This is a genomic window from Brevundimonas sediminis (genome assembly GCF_048799765.1).
GTDB lineage: Bacteria > Pseudomonadota > Alphaproteobacteria > Caulobacterales > Caulobacteraceae > Brevundimonas.
Window position 1 is genome coordinate 17,571 of the sequence record NZ_JBLYQK010000007.1, and the last position, 15,863, is coordinate 33,433.

The following is a 15,863-nucleotide window of genomic DNA, read 5'->3' on the forward strand; positions in this document are numbered from 1 at the left end:
CGCCGTCTAGCGGTTCGGGCGGCGGTCGTTTGATGCGCCGCCCGGCTGCCGGCTTTGCCGCCGCCAGCGGATGGACAGGCTGGCGTCACCCTGTCCGCCGAATTTCGAGCTGACCGTCAGGTTGCGGCGCACCTGCCATTCGACGTTCACCTCGGCCCCGTCCTCGCCGCCGCCGATGATCTCCAGATAGACGTCGTCGGTGATGTAGCGTCCGCCGGCCACGGTGAGGCTGGACGCCTCGCCGCCGAAGGACAGGCGGTCCAGACCGGCCAGCTCGCGCAGGTTTCCGATCACATCGAAGCCGCCGCCGCCCGCCAGGGCGGCCACGCCCGCCGCCAGCTGGGCCGCCTCGAAGGCGGACAATTGGGAGGCGGATCGGCCGAACAGCACCTGCGACAGGATTTCGTCCTGCGGCAGGGCCGGGGTCGAGGTCAGGGCGATCTCGGGCCGCGCCGCCGTGCCGGTGACGCGGATGGTGGCTGTCAGGGCCGGATCGTCCCGGGTCGCCGACAGGTTCAGGCGGATCTGGTCGGGCCGGGTGGACAGGCTGACCGAGCCGGTCTGGTCGAAGACGAAGCGCTTGCCCGCGAAATCATAGTCGCCCCGCACCACGCGGGCGGTCCCGGTCAGGTTGGGGCGGGAGATGGTCCCCGTGACCCGGGCGTTGACGCTCATTTCCACGTTCAGGCCGCGGCCGACCACCCGCACGTCGCCCCCGGGCGAGCGGATGGCGATGTCCATGCCGATCTGCGGACCCCGGCTGCGGGTCTGCTCTTCCTCGGGCGTGTCGCCGCCGGGCCGGTTGATCTCGACCACATCCATGCTGACGATGCCGTTCGAGCCGGGGGGATTGGCCTCGATCCGGGCCTCGTCCACCGAGATTTCGCCCGCCAGACGGATATTGCCGTCCTGACCGCGGATGACCGTGATCGGGCCGGAGGCGCGGGCCTCTGCGATGTCGTTGTCGATGATCCGGAACCGGCGCAACAACAGCTGGAAGCTGGAGCCCGAGCCCTCGCGCAGGCCGATGCGGCCGTCGCCGCTGACCTGACCGCCGGCGCCGTCATTGGCCGAGAAGGTCTCGATCAGGGCGGTTGTGTCGTCGAACCGGCTGTTCAGGGTGACCCCGGCGAGCCGGAGGCCGGTGGCGTTGTCGCGGAAGGCTCCCTGCTGGAGATCCAGGCGGCCGTTGATACGCGGTTCGGCCAGGCTGCCGCCGAGGGTCGCATTGGCCGCCACCTGACCGGACAGGGAACGCTCGCCGCCCAGGAACAGGTCCCAGATCGGCTGGATCTGACCGCGGATGTCGACCGTGCCGGACATCGGGCGGGTGCGGGCGATGGCGAGGCGCAGGGGCGCGGCAGAGGCCTCGACGGGCAGGGTCAGGTCGGCGCTGGCCTGAACCGCGTCCTCGTCCACGGCGCGGGCCTGCAGGCGCAGGGTGTTGTCGACCAGGACGGCGTTGAGCGTGCCGTCCACCTCCATTCCCCGCGGGGCGTCGATGCTGCGCAGGTTGTCGAGGGTGACGTTGGCCGAGCCGGAGAGGTCGTCGCCCGAGCCGCGCAGGGACAGGCGTCCGGTGACGCGGCCGCGCAGGTCCGGTGAGATCGAACCCAGATCGACGGAGCTCAGATTGGCCTCGATGATGGCCGCGCGGGAATCCTGCCGCAGGTCGCCGGTCAGGACGCCGCCGCCCACCGAAAGGTCGACCCGCAGGACCTTGCCGTCACCCGACAGGGCCGCGACGGCCGGGCTGCGGGTGGTGAAGTCGATCTCGCGCACCGAGCCGCCGCCCTGCAGGGTGACGGACTGCGACGCCCCGTTGCGGGCGTAGACGCCGGAGCCGTCGAAGGCGACCGGGGTCGGTCCGCCGACGTCGGCCTTGAGGGTGAAGGGCAGGCGCTCGAGCGTGCCACGGCCGTCCAGATCAAGGGTCCGGATCACATAGGGCGAGCCGGCCAGGCGGACGTTGCGGCCGGAGACGTCGAGAATGGCGGTCTCGGCCCCGCCGCCCTCGGTCAGGCGAACGCGGCCGTTGGCCTCGCCCGAGGCCAGGAAGGCGCCGGGGCGGGCGGTGAAGGTCAGGTCGGCGCTGGACGGGATGCGGCTCGACAGGGCGATGTCGCCCCGCGCGGTGACACCGCCCGCGTCGAGGTCGACGTCGGTCAGCCGGATGCGGGGGCCGCCGAGGTAGAAGTTCCCGGCGGCGCGGGCCGGGCCGTAGTTGGAGGCGGCGGTGATGGCCACGCTGCCGTCCGAGGCGTCCGCCCCCTTGCGGAAGCTGAGCACCAGATTGGCGTCGGCCAGTTGCAGGGGGCCGGCGTTGACCCGGGCGAAGGCGGCGCGCAGGTCCGCCTTCGGGGCCGCCAGCGTGCCCGTCAGCGCGCCGTCGCCGGTCATGGCGCCGTCAATCTCGACCGGGCCGACTCCGAAGGGCCCGCGCGCATTCCAGTCCAGCGCCAGCCGCAGGGCCCCGGTGCTTTCAATACGCCCGCGCGCGGACGCGGCGCCGGCGGCGCCGGTGAGGGCGGCGCGCTCGACGTCAATCCGGCCCTGGTTCAGGGCGCCGGTGAGCTGGAGGCGGGGCGTGGCGCCGAGCAGGCGGTCGAGCTCGGACTGGCCGGTGGCCAGACGGCGTCCGCGGCCGTCGAAGGTCAGCCGCCACGGGGCGCCGGCGCGCGCCATGGACGCCGAGATCGGCCCGCCGAAGGCGCCGCGCGCCCCGCTGTGGATCTTCGAGGCGTCGGTGATGCGGGCCTCGCCGCGGAAGCCGAGACCGCCCAGCAGGTTGCGTCCGCCCGATCCGGTCAGGCGCAGGGCCTGTCCTTCGGCCTCGATGCGGCTGAGCAGGATGGCGCCGTCCGTCTGACGCACGGCCTCGAAGGCGACCCGCGGTCGCGCGCCGAGCAGGGCGCCGATGATGCCGGCGTTCGACCCGCCCTCGGCGCGGATGTCCCCGTCGAGCGCCATGCGGCCGCGCTTGACCTCAAGGTTGAGGGGGCCGCGCACACGGCCAGCGCGATAGCTGGACGCCTCGACCCCGGCCAGGTCGACCGCGCCGTCCAAGGTCCAGGTTTCGGCGTCGCCCCGGAAGGTCCCGACATAGCCGGACGCCCCGGCGGCGGCGGTTCCGGCGAGCCGGGTCAGGTTGGGCGTCGAGACCTCCAGCCGAATCCCGTCGCGGCTGCGGCGGGTCTTCATCTCGATCTGGCCGCTGGCGTGGGAGTTCAGATTGTCCGACATCAGCGTCCAGCTGACGCCCTGCTGACCGTCTCCGTCGGTGTCCGGCGTGACCGCGAAGCCGAAGCGCGCCGTGCGGCCGATGCGCTCGGCGAAAGGCTCCAGCAGGTCCGAGCCCGAGAAGTCGAAGAAGCCGCTGACCCGGGCGGTGTCCTTGCCGTAGCGGCCCTTGACCAGAAGGGGGACGAAATCGCCGGTGCGGACGACGGCGTCGATGACCTCGCCGTTGATGAGGGCGGTCGCCTGGAAGGGACGGTCGGGCGAATAGCCGAGCGCGCCGGCGATCGGGCCGCCGCGGGCCTCGACCGCACGCAGGTCGAGACGGGTTTCAGGCAGGGCTCCGCCGAAGACGGCGTTCAGGCGAAGGTGGTCGCCGGGGCGGCTGAGGCTGTCGGCGTTGACCACGGCCTGTTTGGCCCCCCGGCGGGGGATGTTCGCCTCGCCGGACAGGGTCCAGCGTCCGTACTCCTTGCTGAAGCCCTCCAGCAATTCCACGCGGGCGGCGAAGCGGTCGATGTCGACGCTGATCGGCTGCGGGCCGCCCGGTCCGGACGGGGGCTCGACCTGCGGTCGGCGGATCAGGCGGATGACCTCGGCCTCGATCTCCGTGGCGTGGAAGCGACGGGTGACCAGCGGCCACCAGGTCCAGTCCACGCGCACCTTGCGCGCCTCCAGCCAGACGCCGTCCGCGTCGGTCACCGTGACCCGGTCGATGGTGAAGTCGTCGAACAGGTCGCCCCGGACACCCTCCACATTGATCCGCCCGTAGCGACCGATCTTCTTGCCGGCGACGAAGCTGGTCACCAGCTCCCGCCCGGCGTCGCTGACCAGATACATCCGGCCGCCGATCAGGACGACGATCAGCAGGGCCGCGAGGATCGCCGTCCCCATGCCGGCGAAGAAGGCGAGGGCCTGCAGGCGCGTGCGCTTCCGCTTCGCCTTCTCGACGGGCGTGTCGGCCGGATCGGCCTCGGTCGTCTCTTCCGGAGGCAGGTCGTCGGTCAAAACGCCTGTCCGATGCTGACGTAGATCTGGAAGTCGGCGTCGCCTTCACGGCGCTCGAGCGGGAAGGCGATGTCCGCGCGGATCGGTCCGAACGGCAGCTTGTACCGCACCCCGACCCCCGCGCCGTAGCGCAGGTTGTTGAAGTTGGGGTTCTCCTGGAAGCCGATGGCGCCGGCGTCGACGAAGGCGACGGCCTGGAAGCTGCGCCAGACGTCCCGGCGGATTTCCAGAGAGGTCTCGAACAGGCTCAGGCCGCCGCGGGGGGTGTTGTCCGGCAACCGCGGCCCGACACCCTGGTATTCATAGCCGCGCACAGACCCGCCGCCGCCGGAATAGAAGAGGCGATCCGACGGCACGGTCAGCTCCTCACCGCCGAGGATGGAACCCAGCCGGACGCGGCCGGCGAGGACGGTCTTGCCGTTGTCCTGCAGGGGCAGGTAGGCGGTCCCCTGGCCTTCGACCTTGAGGAACAGGACGGTGTCCTCTCCGCCCACGGCCGTGGGCTGGGCCGAGGCGCTGAAGCGCCAGCCGGTGGTCGGGTCCAGCGGATCGTTGGACTGGTCGAGATAGAAGCTGCCGCGGCCGGTCAGGATGTAGAGGTCGCGGTCGAAATTGATCGGCGCCTGGGTGACCGGATCAAAACGGTTCTCGTTGTAGTGACCGACGTCGACGCCCAGACCGTAGCTGAACCACGACGTCTTGCCGGTGCGCTGCTGAAGGTCCGCGGCGACAGCGAGGGCGGTCCGTCGGTAGGCGTCCGTATCCTCGTTGACCACGGCGGCCGAGAGTTTGAGGGTCTGCCCCGGCTCGCGCCAGTGGGGCAGGCTGAGATCGGCCCCCAGGCGGCTGTCGACATCGGCGATGCGGACCTCCCAGACGAGGGTGTCGGCGCGGTGGAACCGGTTGTGCCAGGTCCAGCGGGCGTCCACGCCCGAGCCGTCGGCCGTGGAGAAGGTGGCGCCTGCCTCGAGAATGCGGCGGGGACGGTCGGTCAGGCTGACGACAACGGGACGGTGACCGTCCGGATTGGTCTGCTCGGCCGGAGCCAGGGCCACGCCGACCCCGTCGTACACGCCGGTCTCGAGCAGCCGGCGTTCCAACTCGGCCACGTCTTCCGGATCGTAGACGTCGCCCTCCGACCAGGGCGCGAGGCCGGCGACCCAGGCGGGATTGGTGGGGCCGCGCGTCTCCAGCCGGACCCCGTCCAGCCGCACCAGCTGTCCGGAGGCGATGTTGTAGGTCGGAAACACGGTCAGGGCGGAGTGGTCGACCACGACGCGGCGCGGCTCGGCGCGCGCGTCGGCGTAGCCGTTGCGGACGAGGCCTGCCACCAGCCGCCCCTCGGCGGCGATGACCTCGACGGCCCGTCCGGCCTGTCCGGCGGAAAGGCCGATGTCGTCCATCACCTCGGCGGCGATCGTGGGCTCGGGTTCCGGCGCCACCCAGTTCACGGCGGGATCGGTCAGCGCGAAGCGCGGCCCGGGGACGACGCTGACGATGGCGACCGGCGTCTCCTCGCCTTCGACGATGTCTTCCAGCACCGGCTGGTAATAGCCCTCGGACCGCAGCAGGGCTTCGGCCGCCTGCAGGGCGCCGCGCGCCCGGCGGCGGGCTTCAAACCGGTTCGAAGGGGCGCCATCCACCTCGCCGACGGCGCGGACCAGCTGTTCCCTGAGACCGCCGTCCAGCTCCCCGCGGATCTGGGCGCGGGGGTCCGCGGCGGCGGTGGACGCGATCGTCACGCCCGCGAGGCTGAGAAGGAAGAAGGCAGGCCTCGGCGTCAAACTCAAACCTCGAAGGCCGGTCGGCCTGCTGGATCGGGACGGCGCTCCCCCGCCGTCGGCGTCAGGATATGTCGCGGCGGCCCGGAGGCGCGCGCGACGCGGGGCCTCAGTAGAAGAGGGTTTCGCTTTCCGGCTGCACGGACTCCTCGGAGGTCCGCTTCTCCGGCGGCAGGGTGGTCGAATCGGTCGGCGGCGGCGTCACCGGAGCCGGCGCCTCCACGACGGGCTCCTCGATCACCGGCGCGGGCGCCTGCTCGGCGGCCTTGTCAGCCAGCCCTTCGTCCTCCGCCGGAGGCGGGTTGTCACAGGCGGCCACGGCAAAAACAGCGGACACGGCCAGCAGGGCGGCAAGGCGTTTCATGAGCGAAGAAGTCTCCCCCGGAATCAGGCCTTCCAACGCACGGCCGTCGGTCCTGTTCCATAGAGGATATCGACGGACGGCGCACCCTGTCGACCTCCGCCTTTCCGCCGGAATGAGCGGGGATCGGTGTTCGGTGAAACCATTCCTTTCCCAATTCGACGCAATCTGAGCGTGGGGAGAAAACAAAAAATGTCCGCCACCGCCTATGCCCTAGTCTCCCAGGTCCGGTTCCGCGAGCTCAAGACACGGGTCGGACTGGCCGCCTTCATCGGAATGACGGCCTGGTTCTTCCTGCCGAGCGTCTGGCCGATCATCTGGTTTCTGGCCGTCCTGCTGAGCCAGTTGGTGGACTGGGCGGTGTTTCGCCGTTTCCGTCGCGACCCGGAACGCGAGCCGGGGCCGGCCTATGTCGTCCTGTGCTGCGCGGTGACGGTCCTGGGGGTCGCCATCTATTCCGGCATCGCCGCCTGGCTCTGGATCAACGGCGGGGAGATCGGCCGGGCCTTCGCCCTGGTCCAGGTCGCCGGCGGCCTGCTGCACGTCAGCCTGCACATGCACCATGTGCGGCCGATCCTGTTCGCCGCGGTGGCCACCCACGGCGCCTATTTTCTCGGTCTGCCGGTGGTCAGTGCGCTTCTGACCGGGCGGTGGCAGGAGCTGCTGATCGCGTTGGGCTGTCTGCTGTACATGAGCCATCTGGTCGTCGCCGTGCGGCAGGCCAACACCACCACCCGGTTGCTGCGCTCCGCCAAGGAGCTTGAGCAGAACGCCCGGGAGAAGGCGGAGGAGGCCAGCGCCGCCAAGTCCGACTTCCTCGCCGTCATCAGCCACGAGATCCGCACCCCCATGAATGCGGTGATCTCGGCCGCCAACCTGCTGCGTCGCACCGATCTGGATGAACGGCAGGCCGAGCACGTTTCGATGCTGACCGACGCCGGCGAGGTGATGATGGGGCTGCTGAACGACGTGCTCGACGTGTCCAAGATCGAGGCCGGCAAGATGGTGCTGGAGACGGATGACGTGGACGTGCGCGCCCGACTGACGTCCCTCGCGCGTCTGTGGGAGCCGCGAGCTGCGGCGAACGGCGTCCAGCTGGTCGTCGAGGCCTCGGCGGGCGTGCCCGACTGCGTGCGGACCGACCCGCTGCGGTTCCAGCAGATTCTGTTCAACCTGATCTCCAATGCCGTGAAATTCACGGAGGCGGGGCGGATCGCGGTCTCCGTCGGCTGGCGCGAGGGGGTGATGACCGTGGACGTCGCGGACACCGGCTGCGGCATTCCCGCCGCGCGGCTGGCCCATGTGTTCGACAGCTTCGAGCAGGCCGAGGCCGGAACGACCCGCCGCTACGGCGGCACCGGACTGGGCCTGTCGATCAGCCGCAAGCTGGCCGAGCTTATGGGCGGCGGCCTGACGGTCGCCAGCATCGAGGGGGAGGGGGCGACCTTCACCCTTGTCCTGCCGATGCAGGTTTCGGAGGTGCGTCCGGTCGCGCTGGACGCCATCGAGGCCGAGGTCGGCGGCCTGCAAGGCCGCTCCATCCTCGCGGCGGACGACCATGAGGTGAACCGCCGCATCCTGACCCTGCTGCTTGAGCCGCACGGCTGCCGGCTGACCCTGGTCGAGAACGGCGCCGAGGCGGTGGAGGCGGCCAGGGTTGAACGGTTCGACGCCATCCTGATGGACATGCAGATGCCGGTCATGGACGGGCTGGAGGCCACACGCCGGATCCGGGGCGGGGAGGGGTTGAACGGCGACACCGCCGTCGTCGCGCTGACCGCCAACGCCCTGGACATCCATCGGCAGGCCTGGGAGGCGGCGGGCGTCGCGGGCTTCCTGACCAAACCGATCGACCCGTCGATGCTGATCATGACCCTGGCGGACGCCTGTGCGTCCGCTGGGACGGCGCAAGCGCGCGCGCAGGTCGCCTGAACCGGGGCGTCAGCATCGGTCCCCGGGGGCTCAGGTCCAGCGGGCGACGGCCTCGTCCAGCGACAGCGCCGGGGGCTGGGGCTCCGGCCGCGCCGGGCCGTCGAATCGCGGCGCCGGGGCCGGCTGAACGACACCCTGGTCGATGAAGGCGCCCCGTGCGGCGTTGTGGGGATGGGTCGGCGCCTCACCCAGGGTCAGCACCGGCGTGACGCAGGCGTCCGTGCCCTCGAAATGCGCGGCCCAGTCGTCGCGGTCCCGTGTCGCGAACAGGGCTTCGAACCGGGCGTGCAGGGCGGGCCAGTTCGCCATGTCGAACTGCGGCGCCTCTTCCGGCGTCAGGCCGAGCCCTGCGATCAGGGCGGCGTAGAACTGCGGCTCCAGCGCGCCGACAGCGACGAAGCGGCCGTCCCGGCAGGTGAAGCAGCGATAGAAGGGCGCGCCGCCGTCCAGCAGGTTCGCGCCGCGCGCGTCGCTCCACAGGCCGCGGGGGCGGAAGGCGTGGAACAGGCCGGTCAGCAGGGCCGAGCCGTCGGTCATGGCGGCGTCGACGACACAGCCCTTGCCGGTGGTCTTCGCCTGCAGCAGGGCCGCCAGCAGGCCGGAGACAAGGAACATGGCCCCACCGCCGTAGTCGCCGACGAGGTTCAGGGGCGCGCGGGGCGGGCGGTCCGGCTCGCCCATCGGGTGCAGGGCGCCCGACAGCGCGATGTAGTTGATGTCGTGCCCGACCTGATCCGCCATCGGCCCGGTCTGGCCCCAGCCGGTGACGCGTCCGTACACCAGCGCCGGATTGCGGGCGGCCAGCGCGTCCGGACCGAGGCCCAGTCGCTCCATCACGCCGGGACGGAAGCCCTCGATGATCGCGTCCGCGCCTGCGACCAGATCAAGGATGCGGGCGTGGTCCGCCGGGTCCTTCAGGTTGACGCCCACCGCCGCGCGTCCCCGGTGGAGCACCTCGCCGCCGACATCGCTGAACACGGCCGCGCCGGCGGAGGCGCTGCGGGTCAGGCGCAGGACCTCGGCCCCCATGTCCGCCAGCACCATGCCCGCGAAGGTCACGGGGCCCAGGCCGTCGAACTCGAGAATGCGGAGGCCGGAGAGGGGCTTTGTGGTCGCTGTCATGCCCCCTTGCGTAGCCGGTCCGTCAGGAACCTGTCGAGCGGACCTTGACCCGCGCGGCCTGATGTTGGAAAAGCCGCGCCTCCGGATTCGCCGACGCGGTCCGGTGACACGATGTGCGTCCTTAGCTCAGTTGGTTAGAGCATCTGACTTTTAATCAGAGGGTCCTCGGTTCGAGCCCGAGAGGACGTACCATCGGTTCCTGACCTCATGTCAGGCCGTTCTTCCGCAAATGATGATCTTCCGACGCTCTTGTCCGGCGGCGCCCGCGCGCATCCGGGTGCGTCCGGCATCCTGATTTTCTGAACGCTGATTACATTTCAACAAAGTAATGTTCTTTGAGGCGCTGTCCAAAGAACAGTAGTTTGCGGGAAGTATTACAAGTTTTTAAAGTCCAGAAGTTGCCCGAATTCTGATTCAGGTTCGCCTCATGTTATGGCAGTCCATGAAATTCGGATCGGTCGACAGTGGCGCGCTGGCCGCGTTCAGTCGTGGCGACTGGCGCGGCGCCGGCGAGCAGCTGGACGCGGCGATCCGCGGCGGCGGAGGCGATGCGGAGACCTTCGCCCTGCTGGCCGACTGCCGGCGCCGGCTGGACGAGTCGTCGGCGGCCCATGAGGCGGCGGAGCGCGCGCTGGCGATCGATCCGCGCAACCTGCGCGCCACCCTGGTGAAGGCTGATCTGCTGGTCGGGGAAGGGAAGCGCCGGGAGGCGAATTTCTACCATGGCGTCGCCCTCGAGATCGCCGCGGAAGGCGGGGTGACGCCGGATCTGCGCGACGGGGTGCACCGGGCGCAGGCGGCGCGCGCGGCGGTCCAGGCGGACCTGCAGGCGCTGGTGCAGGAAGAGCTGCGCGAAGCCGGCTACCGGGAAGGGCGCTCCAGCCCCCGGTTCACCCTGGCGCTCGATGTGCTGATGGGGCGCAAGCAGCCCTATTTCCAGCAACCCACGGCCTTCTACTATCCGGGCCTGCCGAACCTCGAGTTCTATCCCCGGGAGCAGTTCCCCTGGCTCGACGCCGTCGAGGCCGAGGTCGAGGCGATGACGACCGAGCTGGAAGGCGTCCTTCGCGACGAGGCGACCTTCGCGCCCTATCTCCGGCCGGCCGCGGGCATCCCGGGGCTGGCGGACTATCCGCTGATCAACAGCATGGACTGGAGCACCTGCTCGCTCTGGAAGTCCGGCGCCGAGACCGCGATGGCGGCCCGTTGTCCCCGCACCATGGCCGCCTTGGCCGAGGCTCCGCTTTGCCGGGTCAAGGCCCGTTCGCCGGAGGTCATGTTCTCGCAACTCCGGGCGGGGGCGCACATCCGGCCGCACACCGGCGTGGCGAACACCCGGCTGATCTGCCACGTGCCGCTGATCGTCCCGTCGGATTGCGTCTTCCGGGTCGGCAATGATGTCCGGGAATGGGAGAAGGGGCGCGGCTGGGTCTTCGACGACACCATCGAGCACGAAGCCCGCAACGGCAGCGACCGGACGCGGGTGATCCTGATGTTCGACATCTGGCGGCCGGAGCTGGGCGAGGAGGAACGGCTGCTCGTCTCCGCCCTGCTGGAAGCGATGGACGCCTATTCGCCCCATCCGGGGGCGCACGGCTGACAGCTGAATGCGGTCGCGGGCGCTTTCCCGTCCGCGTTGGCCGTGGTTGAAGGGATCCATGCGACGTCTACTCGGAATACTGCCCCTTCTGGCCCTCGCGGGTTGCGGCGCCGGCGACGCGGCCCGGCAGGGGGCGCGGCAGTTCGGCGACGGGTTCGGCGCAGCGGCGACAGCGCCCCTGGATGACTTCAACCTGCGTCAGCAGAGCATTCCGATCGTCCTGCTGCAGGCCGAGGCCAACCCCTATGATCTGCGCAACCTGAACCAGTGCACGACCATCGGCGCCGAGATCGCCCGGCTGAACGAGGCCCTGGGACCGGACAGCGACGAGCCGCGTCGGCCGGACCAGCCCAATCTGACGGAGATCGTGACCGAGGAAGTCGTCGAAGAGGCGCTCGACGCGATCCGGGACGCGACCACGGACTTCATTCCCCAGCGGTCCTGGGTCCGGCGGCTGACCGGGGCCAAGCGCGCCGAACTGCGGGTGAAATCCGCAGTGCAGGCCGGGCGGATGCGCCGGGCCTTCCTGAAGGGCATCGGGATGCAGCACAACTGCGCCCCGCCGGCCGCCCCGGCCTGGTTCAGGCCCCGCAGGTAGGGATTAGGGACTAGGGTTTAGGAGGAGGCCGGGTCTGGATGGCTCCACTCCGGAAGCCTGTCTCCGCCGAACCTAATCCCTAATCCCTCAGTTCGAGACGTGCCGCGCGTGGAAGTCGCGGCGGAATTGCTCGAAACGGCCCTCGGCGATGGCGGTGCGCATGGCGGCGGTCAGGGCCTGGAAGAAGGCGATGTTGTGCCAGCTGAGCAGGACCTTGCCGAGGATTTCGTCGGCGCGGATCAGGTGGTGCAGGTAAGCCTTTGAATAGTCTTGCGACGCCGGGCAGGGGACGTCCGGATCGAGCGGGTCCTGGTCCTCGGCGAAGCGGGCGTTCTTCAGATTGATCGGGCCGTTCCAGGTCCAGGCCTGGCCGTGGCGACCGGCGCGGGTGGGCAGGACGCAGTCGAACATGTCGACGCCGCGATACACCGCCTCGACCAGATCGACCGGCTTGCCGACGCCCATCAGATAGCGGGGACGGTCCTTGGGCAGGAACTCCGGCGCATAGTCCAGCACCTCGCACATGGCCTGATGGCCCTCGCCGACGGCCAGACCGCCGATGGCGTAGCCGTCGAAGCCGATCTCCTGCAGACGCTCGGAGGATTCCTTGCGCAGGTTTTCGTAGGTCGAGCCCTGCTGGATGCCGAACAGGGCCTGCGCATCCCGCGTCCCGAAGGCGTTTTTCGAGCGCAGGGCCCAACGGGCGGAGAGCTCCATGCCCTGACGGGCGCGCACTTCCTCGGCGGGCCAGGCCACGCATTCGTCCAGCTGCATGACGATGTCCGAGCCCAGCCGGTCGGCCTGGATCTCGATGGAGCGTTCCGGCGTCAGGACGTGTTTGGAGCCGTCGATGTGGCTGGAGAAGGTGACGGCCTCCTCGGTCAGCTTTGAAATGCCCGACAGGGACATGACCTGGAAGCCGCCGGAGTCGGTCAGGATCGGCTTGTCCCAGCGCATGAACTCGTGGAGGCCGCCGAGGCGCTCCATCCGCTCCGGGCCGGGGCGCAGCATCAGGTGATAGGTGTTGCCCAGCAGGATGTCGGCGCCGGTCTGCTTCACCTGATCCACGGTCAGGGCCTTCACCGTGGCGGCGGTGCCAACCGGCATGAAGGCGGGGGTGCGGATATCGCCGCGGCTGGTCTTCAGGACGCCGGTGCGGGCGCGGCCGTCGGTCTTCGAGATTTCAAACGGGAAGGTCATCAGGCGGCGCGGAATAGCAGGCTGCCGTCGCCGTAGGAATAGAATCGGTATCCGTCGGCCACGGCGTGGGCGTAGGCGGCTTTCATCGTCTCCAGCCCCGCGAAGGCGCTGACCAGCATGAACAGGGTCGACTTCGGCAGGTGGAAATTCGTCATCAGCACATCGACGGCGCGGAAGCGGTAGCCGGGGGTGATGAAGATGGCGGTGTCGCCGTGGAAGGGGCGGACCACGCCGTCCTCGCCGGTCGCGCTTTCCAGCAGGCGCAGGGAGGTGGTGCCGACGCAGACGATGCGGCCACCGGCGGCATGGACGGCGTTCAGGGCGTCGGCGGTGGCCGGCGAGACCTCGCCCCACTCGGAATGCATCCTGTGGTCGGCGGTGTCGTCCGCCTTGACCGGCAGGAAGGTGCCCGCGCCGACGTGCAGGGTCACGGCGTGGGCCGAGACGCCGCGCGCCTTCAGGGCGTCGAGCAGGGCCGGGGTGAAGTGCAGACCGGCCGTGGGGGCGGCGACCGAGCCGTCATGCTCGGCGAAGACGGTCTGGTAGTCGGAGCGGTCCCGCTCATCCTCGGGGCGTTTGGCGGCGATATAGGGCGGCAGGGGCATGGCCCCGACCTCATGGATGGCGTCATCCAGCGCCGGGCCGGTCAGGTCGAACTTCAGGGTGACGAGGCCGTCGTCGCCCTTGCCGGTGACCGTGGCGGTCAGGGACCGGAAGACGATGCGGTCGCCGTCCTTGATCCGCTTGCCCGGCTTCATGAAGGCGGACCAGACGTCGGGGGCGTCGCGGTGGTGAAGGGTGGCCTCGACCTCGACGGTCAGGGTGTCGCCTTCGGGGCCTCCGACCACGGGGTTGGGCCGCTCGCGCACGCCGGACAGGCGGGCCGGGATCACGCGGGTGTCGTTGAACACCAGGGCGTCGCCGGGGCGCAGGAAGTCGGGCAGGTCGCGGATGATCCGGTCCTCAAGCCCGTCCGGGCGCACCACCAGCAGGCGCGCGGAATCCCGCGGCTCGGCGGGGCGCAGCGCGATGTTGTCGTCGGGCAGGTCGAAGTCGAAATCAGCGGTCTTCATCAGGCGGCGCAAAGGCCATGCGTCTGAGGCGGGGTCAAGGCAGGCTGAGACCTTGTGTCAGCCTGACCGGGTGGCGGGGTTCGGGCAGGATGAGCGTATGAAACTGATCCCCGTTCTCGCCGTCTCCGCCCTGCTGGGTCTCGTCGCCGCCTGTGAAGAGGCCGCATCCACCCTGCAGGAGATCGAGGATACCGCCGCCAAAGCCTCGGCCACGGCGAACGAGATCAACACCCGCGCCGACCAGATCCAGCAGGCGGCCAATGACCCCGTTGGCGCCCTGCGCGGCGTGGTGACGGCCAATCTGACGAAGATGCCGACCGACCAGCCGGGCATCTATGTGGTCACCGACGTCCAGACCGGCTGCCAGTTCCTGGCCACCTATCAGACGGACGGGACGACGGTGGCCAGCATCGCCCCGCGTGTCGAACAGACCGCCGACGGCGGCACGCGCCAGCGCTGCATCGCCCTGCCGGGATCGGGATCGGGCGAAGAGGCCGAACAACAGGGGTGATTTGAACCGGCGGCTGTCCCGCCGGTTGGAGCAGGATGAAAGCCCCTGAACTCCTTCCCTCCGCCCTGATCGGCGCGGTCGCCAGCGCCCGGTCGATGACCCCCATGGCCGCCCTGGCCGCGGCCCATCTGGCCCGGCGCAAGACGCCCGGAAAGCTGCGCCTGCTGACCCATCCGCTGTTCACGGCGGGGGCGCTGGCGATGGGCGCGGGCGAGCTGTACGGCGACAAGATGAAGTCGGCCCCGGACCGGACGGTGTTTCTGGGCCTTCTGGCGCGGATCATGAGCGCGGGCATCGCCGGAAGCGCGCTGGCGCCGAAGGGGCGGGAGCGGAGCGGCGGGCTGGTCGCCATCGCGACCGCCGTGCCGCTGGCCTATCTGACGCTGGCGGGCCGCAAGACGGCCATGCGCCGGATCGGCCAGACGAAAAGCGGCCTGATCGAGGACGCCCTGATCGTGGTGAGCGGCGCGGCGGTGGTGGCGGGGGCTGTACGCAGGCGTTGAGGCGAATGCCAAGATTCGCATCAGCCTTCGGAGGAAGGCTTTTCGTCATCAGTGGATGGAGACGTGAAGGTTACCCGGAAACGGCTCCTATCTCTTTCTTGAGGCTCAAATCGACCCTCTCCGACCGCGGGAACTTCTTCATCGCTTCCGACAACTTGGATCAATCTTTGCCGGATTAGTTCTGGTGACGGAGATATGCCCGGAAACCACAGACCGTCAATGGCGAAACCAAGGACGCGACTTGACATCCCGCGCCTCATCACTGGGGGGAGCGAACACAACAGACCTGAGAGCGGGAACATTTTAGGCTGAATGGTCCCGAGGTTGGAAGTTTTTGATGCGGTCAGCTTGCCAGCGGTCTTCTGTTGTACCAAGCCGTTGATGAAATAGCCGCTGACTAGGGATGCGCCGTCAACCTTCGCCCCTGATGTCGCGGCCAAATCGCAAATCGTCTGGTGGTTGTAGAACAAGTACAGAGGGTATGTGGCCGCTGTTCTTTTCGCTTCGGCCACCAACGTGGCAGACTGAAGTGCTTTCGTTTTCGGCACACGATGGAATATTTCTGGGTAGCTTCGCCTAGTCCAGATCTTCCCTTTGCCATAGAGTTTCTTAGCTTGGATCAGTAGCCGGTAGTGGGTCGAACCGTTCGCTCTCTGGAAAATCCACTCCATATCTGCGCCCGTGCGAGGCTCGTCAGGAAAGTCGACCTTGATCCCAAGAGGCTCGAACGCGACCATTGCGCCCATGAGTACGTCAGTAAGTGTTTCTTCGCGAAATGAACGACTTAGGCCGGATGCTCTGTCTAGAAATTCGCCGGCCGTCTTAGGGAATCTGCGTGAAAATTCGCAAAGCATGGAAGCTGAGAATCTCGTAAGGGTTGCTGTTTAATTACAATCTAAGGATTGTAGATAAGTTTGGCTCAGAGCAAGGCTTCCTT

Annotated in this window: 12 protein-coding genes and 1 tRNA gene; 6 read left to right on the forward strand and 7 right to left on the reverse strand. The window is 69.1% G+C overall.

The window, feature by feature from the left end; genetic code table 11:
• Nucleotides 1-6: 6 nt before the first annotated feature.
• The 3 genes from ACLQ7T_RS05960 to ACLQ7T_RS05970 form a co-directional block, all read right to left on the reverse strand.
• Complete coding sequence (locus ACLQ7T_RS05960; RefSeq protein WP_420478595.1) at nucleotides 7-4,245, reverse strand: translocation/assembly module TamB domain-containing protein; 4,239 nt, start codon at nucleotides 4,243-4,245, stop codon at nucleotides 7-9.
• Nucleotides 4,242-6,029: an autotransporter assembly complex protein TamA gene (locus ACLQ7T_RS05965; protein ID WP_420478596.1), complete on the reverse strand. Its 1,788-nt coding sequence runs from the start codon at nucleotides 6,027-6,029 to the stop codon at nucleotides 4,242-4,244. Before ACLQ7T_RS05965 ends, ACLQ7T_RS05960 begins: the two co-directional genes overlap by 4 nt.
• 106 nt (nucleotides 6,030-6,135) lie before the next feature.
• A complete protein-coding gene (locus ACLQ7T_RS05970; RefSeq protein WP_420478597.1) occupies nucleotides 6,136-6,390 on the reverse strand; it encodes a hypothetical protein in 255 nt (84 codons plus the stop codon).
• 189 nt (nucleotides 6,391-6,579) lie between these two features.
• On the opposite strand from ACLQ7T_RS05970, the gene ACLQ7T_RS05975 reads away from it, so the two are divergent.
• Nucleotides 6,580-8,319 carry an ATP-binding protein gene (locus ACLQ7T_RS05975; protein ID WP_420478598.1) on the forward strand — a complete coding sequence of 580 codons (1,740 nt, stop codon included), beginning with the start codon at nucleotides 6,580-6,582 and terminating at the stop codon, nucleotides 8,317-8,319.
• A gap of 30 nt (nucleotides 8,320-8,349) precedes the next feature.
• On the opposite strand, the gene ACLQ7T_RS05980 is transcribed toward ACLQ7T_RS05975, so the two are convergent.
• On the reverse strand, nucleotides 8,350-9,441 hold the full coding sequence (locus ACLQ7T_RS05980; protein ID WP_420478599.1) for a CaiB/BaiF CoA transferase family protein: 1,092 nt from the start codon (nucleotides 9,439-9,441) through the stop codon (nucleotides 8,350-8,352).
• A gap of 115 nt (nucleotides 9,442-9,556) precedes the next feature.
• On the opposite strand from ACLQ7T_RS05980, the gene ACLQ7T_RS05985 reads away from it, so the two are divergent.
• The 3 genes from ACLQ7T_RS05985 (at nucleotide 9,557) to ACLQ7T_RS05995 (ending at nucleotide 11,639) form a co-directional block, all read left to right on the forward strand.
• Nucleotides 9,557-9,633, forward strand: a tRNA-Lys gene (locus tag ACLQ7T_RS05985).
• Between the two features lie 250 nt (nucleotides 9,634-9,883).
• Nucleotides 9,884-11,041 carry an aspartyl/asparaginyl beta-hydroxylase domain-containing protein gene (locus ACLQ7T_RS05990; protein ID WP_420478600.1) on the forward strand — a complete coding sequence of 386 codons (1,158 nt, stop codon included), beginning with the start codon at nucleotides 9,884-9,886 and terminating at the stop codon, nucleotides 11,039-11,041.
• A gap of 58 nt (nucleotides 11,042-11,099) precedes the next feature.
• Nucleotides 11,100-11,639, forward strand: a complete 540-nt coding sequence (locus ACLQ7T_RS05995; protein WP_420478601.1) for a hypothetical protein — start codon at nucleotides 11,100-11,102, stop codon at nucleotides 11,637-11,639.
• A gap of 87 nt (nucleotides 11,640-11,726) precedes the next feature.
• On the opposite strand, the gene tgt is transcribed toward ACLQ7T_RS05995, so the two are convergent.
• Nucleotides 11,727-12,842 (reverse strand): tRNA guanosine(34) transglycosylase Tgt, encoded by a 1,116-nt coding sequence (tgt, locus tag ACLQ7T_RS06000; protein ID WP_420478695.1) that lies wholly within the window; start codon nucleotides 12,840-12,842, stop codon nucleotides 11,727-11,729.
• Nucleotides 12,839-13,912, reverse strand: coding sequence for a tRNA preQ1(34) S-adenosylmethionine ribosyltransferase-isomerase QueA (gene queA, locus ACLQ7T_RS06005; protein ID WP_420478602.1), 1,074 nt, complete (start codon nucleotides 13,910-13,912; stop codon nucleotides 12,839-12,841). The genes tgt and queA overlap by 4 nt, the downstream gene beginning before the upstream one ends.
• A gap of 97 nt (nucleotides 13,913-14,009) precedes the next feature.
• Between queA and ACLQ7T_RS06010 the strand changes: the two genes are divergently transcribed.
• Both ACLQ7T_RS06010 and ACLQ7T_RS06015 read left to right on the forward strand, forming a co-directional pair.
• The gene (locus ACLQ7T_RS06010) at nucleotides 14,010-14,423 is read left to right on the forward strand and encodes a hypothetical protein (RefSeq protein WP_420478603.1); all 414 of its coding nucleotides are present in this window, start codon (nucleotides 14,010-14,012) and stop codon (nucleotides 14,421-14,423) included.
• A gap of 35 nt (nucleotides 14,424-14,458) precedes the next feature.
• Nucleotides 14,459-14,926 (forward strand): hypothetical protein, encoded by a 468-nt coding sequence (locus ACLQ7T_RS06015; RefSeq protein WP_420478604.1) that lies wholly within the window; start codon nucleotides 14,459-14,461, stop codon nucleotides 14,924-14,926.
• 20 nt (nucleotides 14,927-14,946) lie between these two features.
• Here ACLQ7T_RS06015 and ACLQ7T_RS06020 read toward each other — a convergent pair whose 3' ends face one another.
• Nucleotides 14,947-15,780 (reverse strand): DUF6615 family protein, encoded by an 834-nt coding sequence (locus ACLQ7T_RS06020; RefSeq protein WP_420478605.1) that lies wholly within the window; start codon nucleotides 15,778-15,780, stop codon nucleotides 14,947-14,949.
• Between the last annotated feature and the right edge of the window lie 83 nt (nucleotides 15,781-15,863).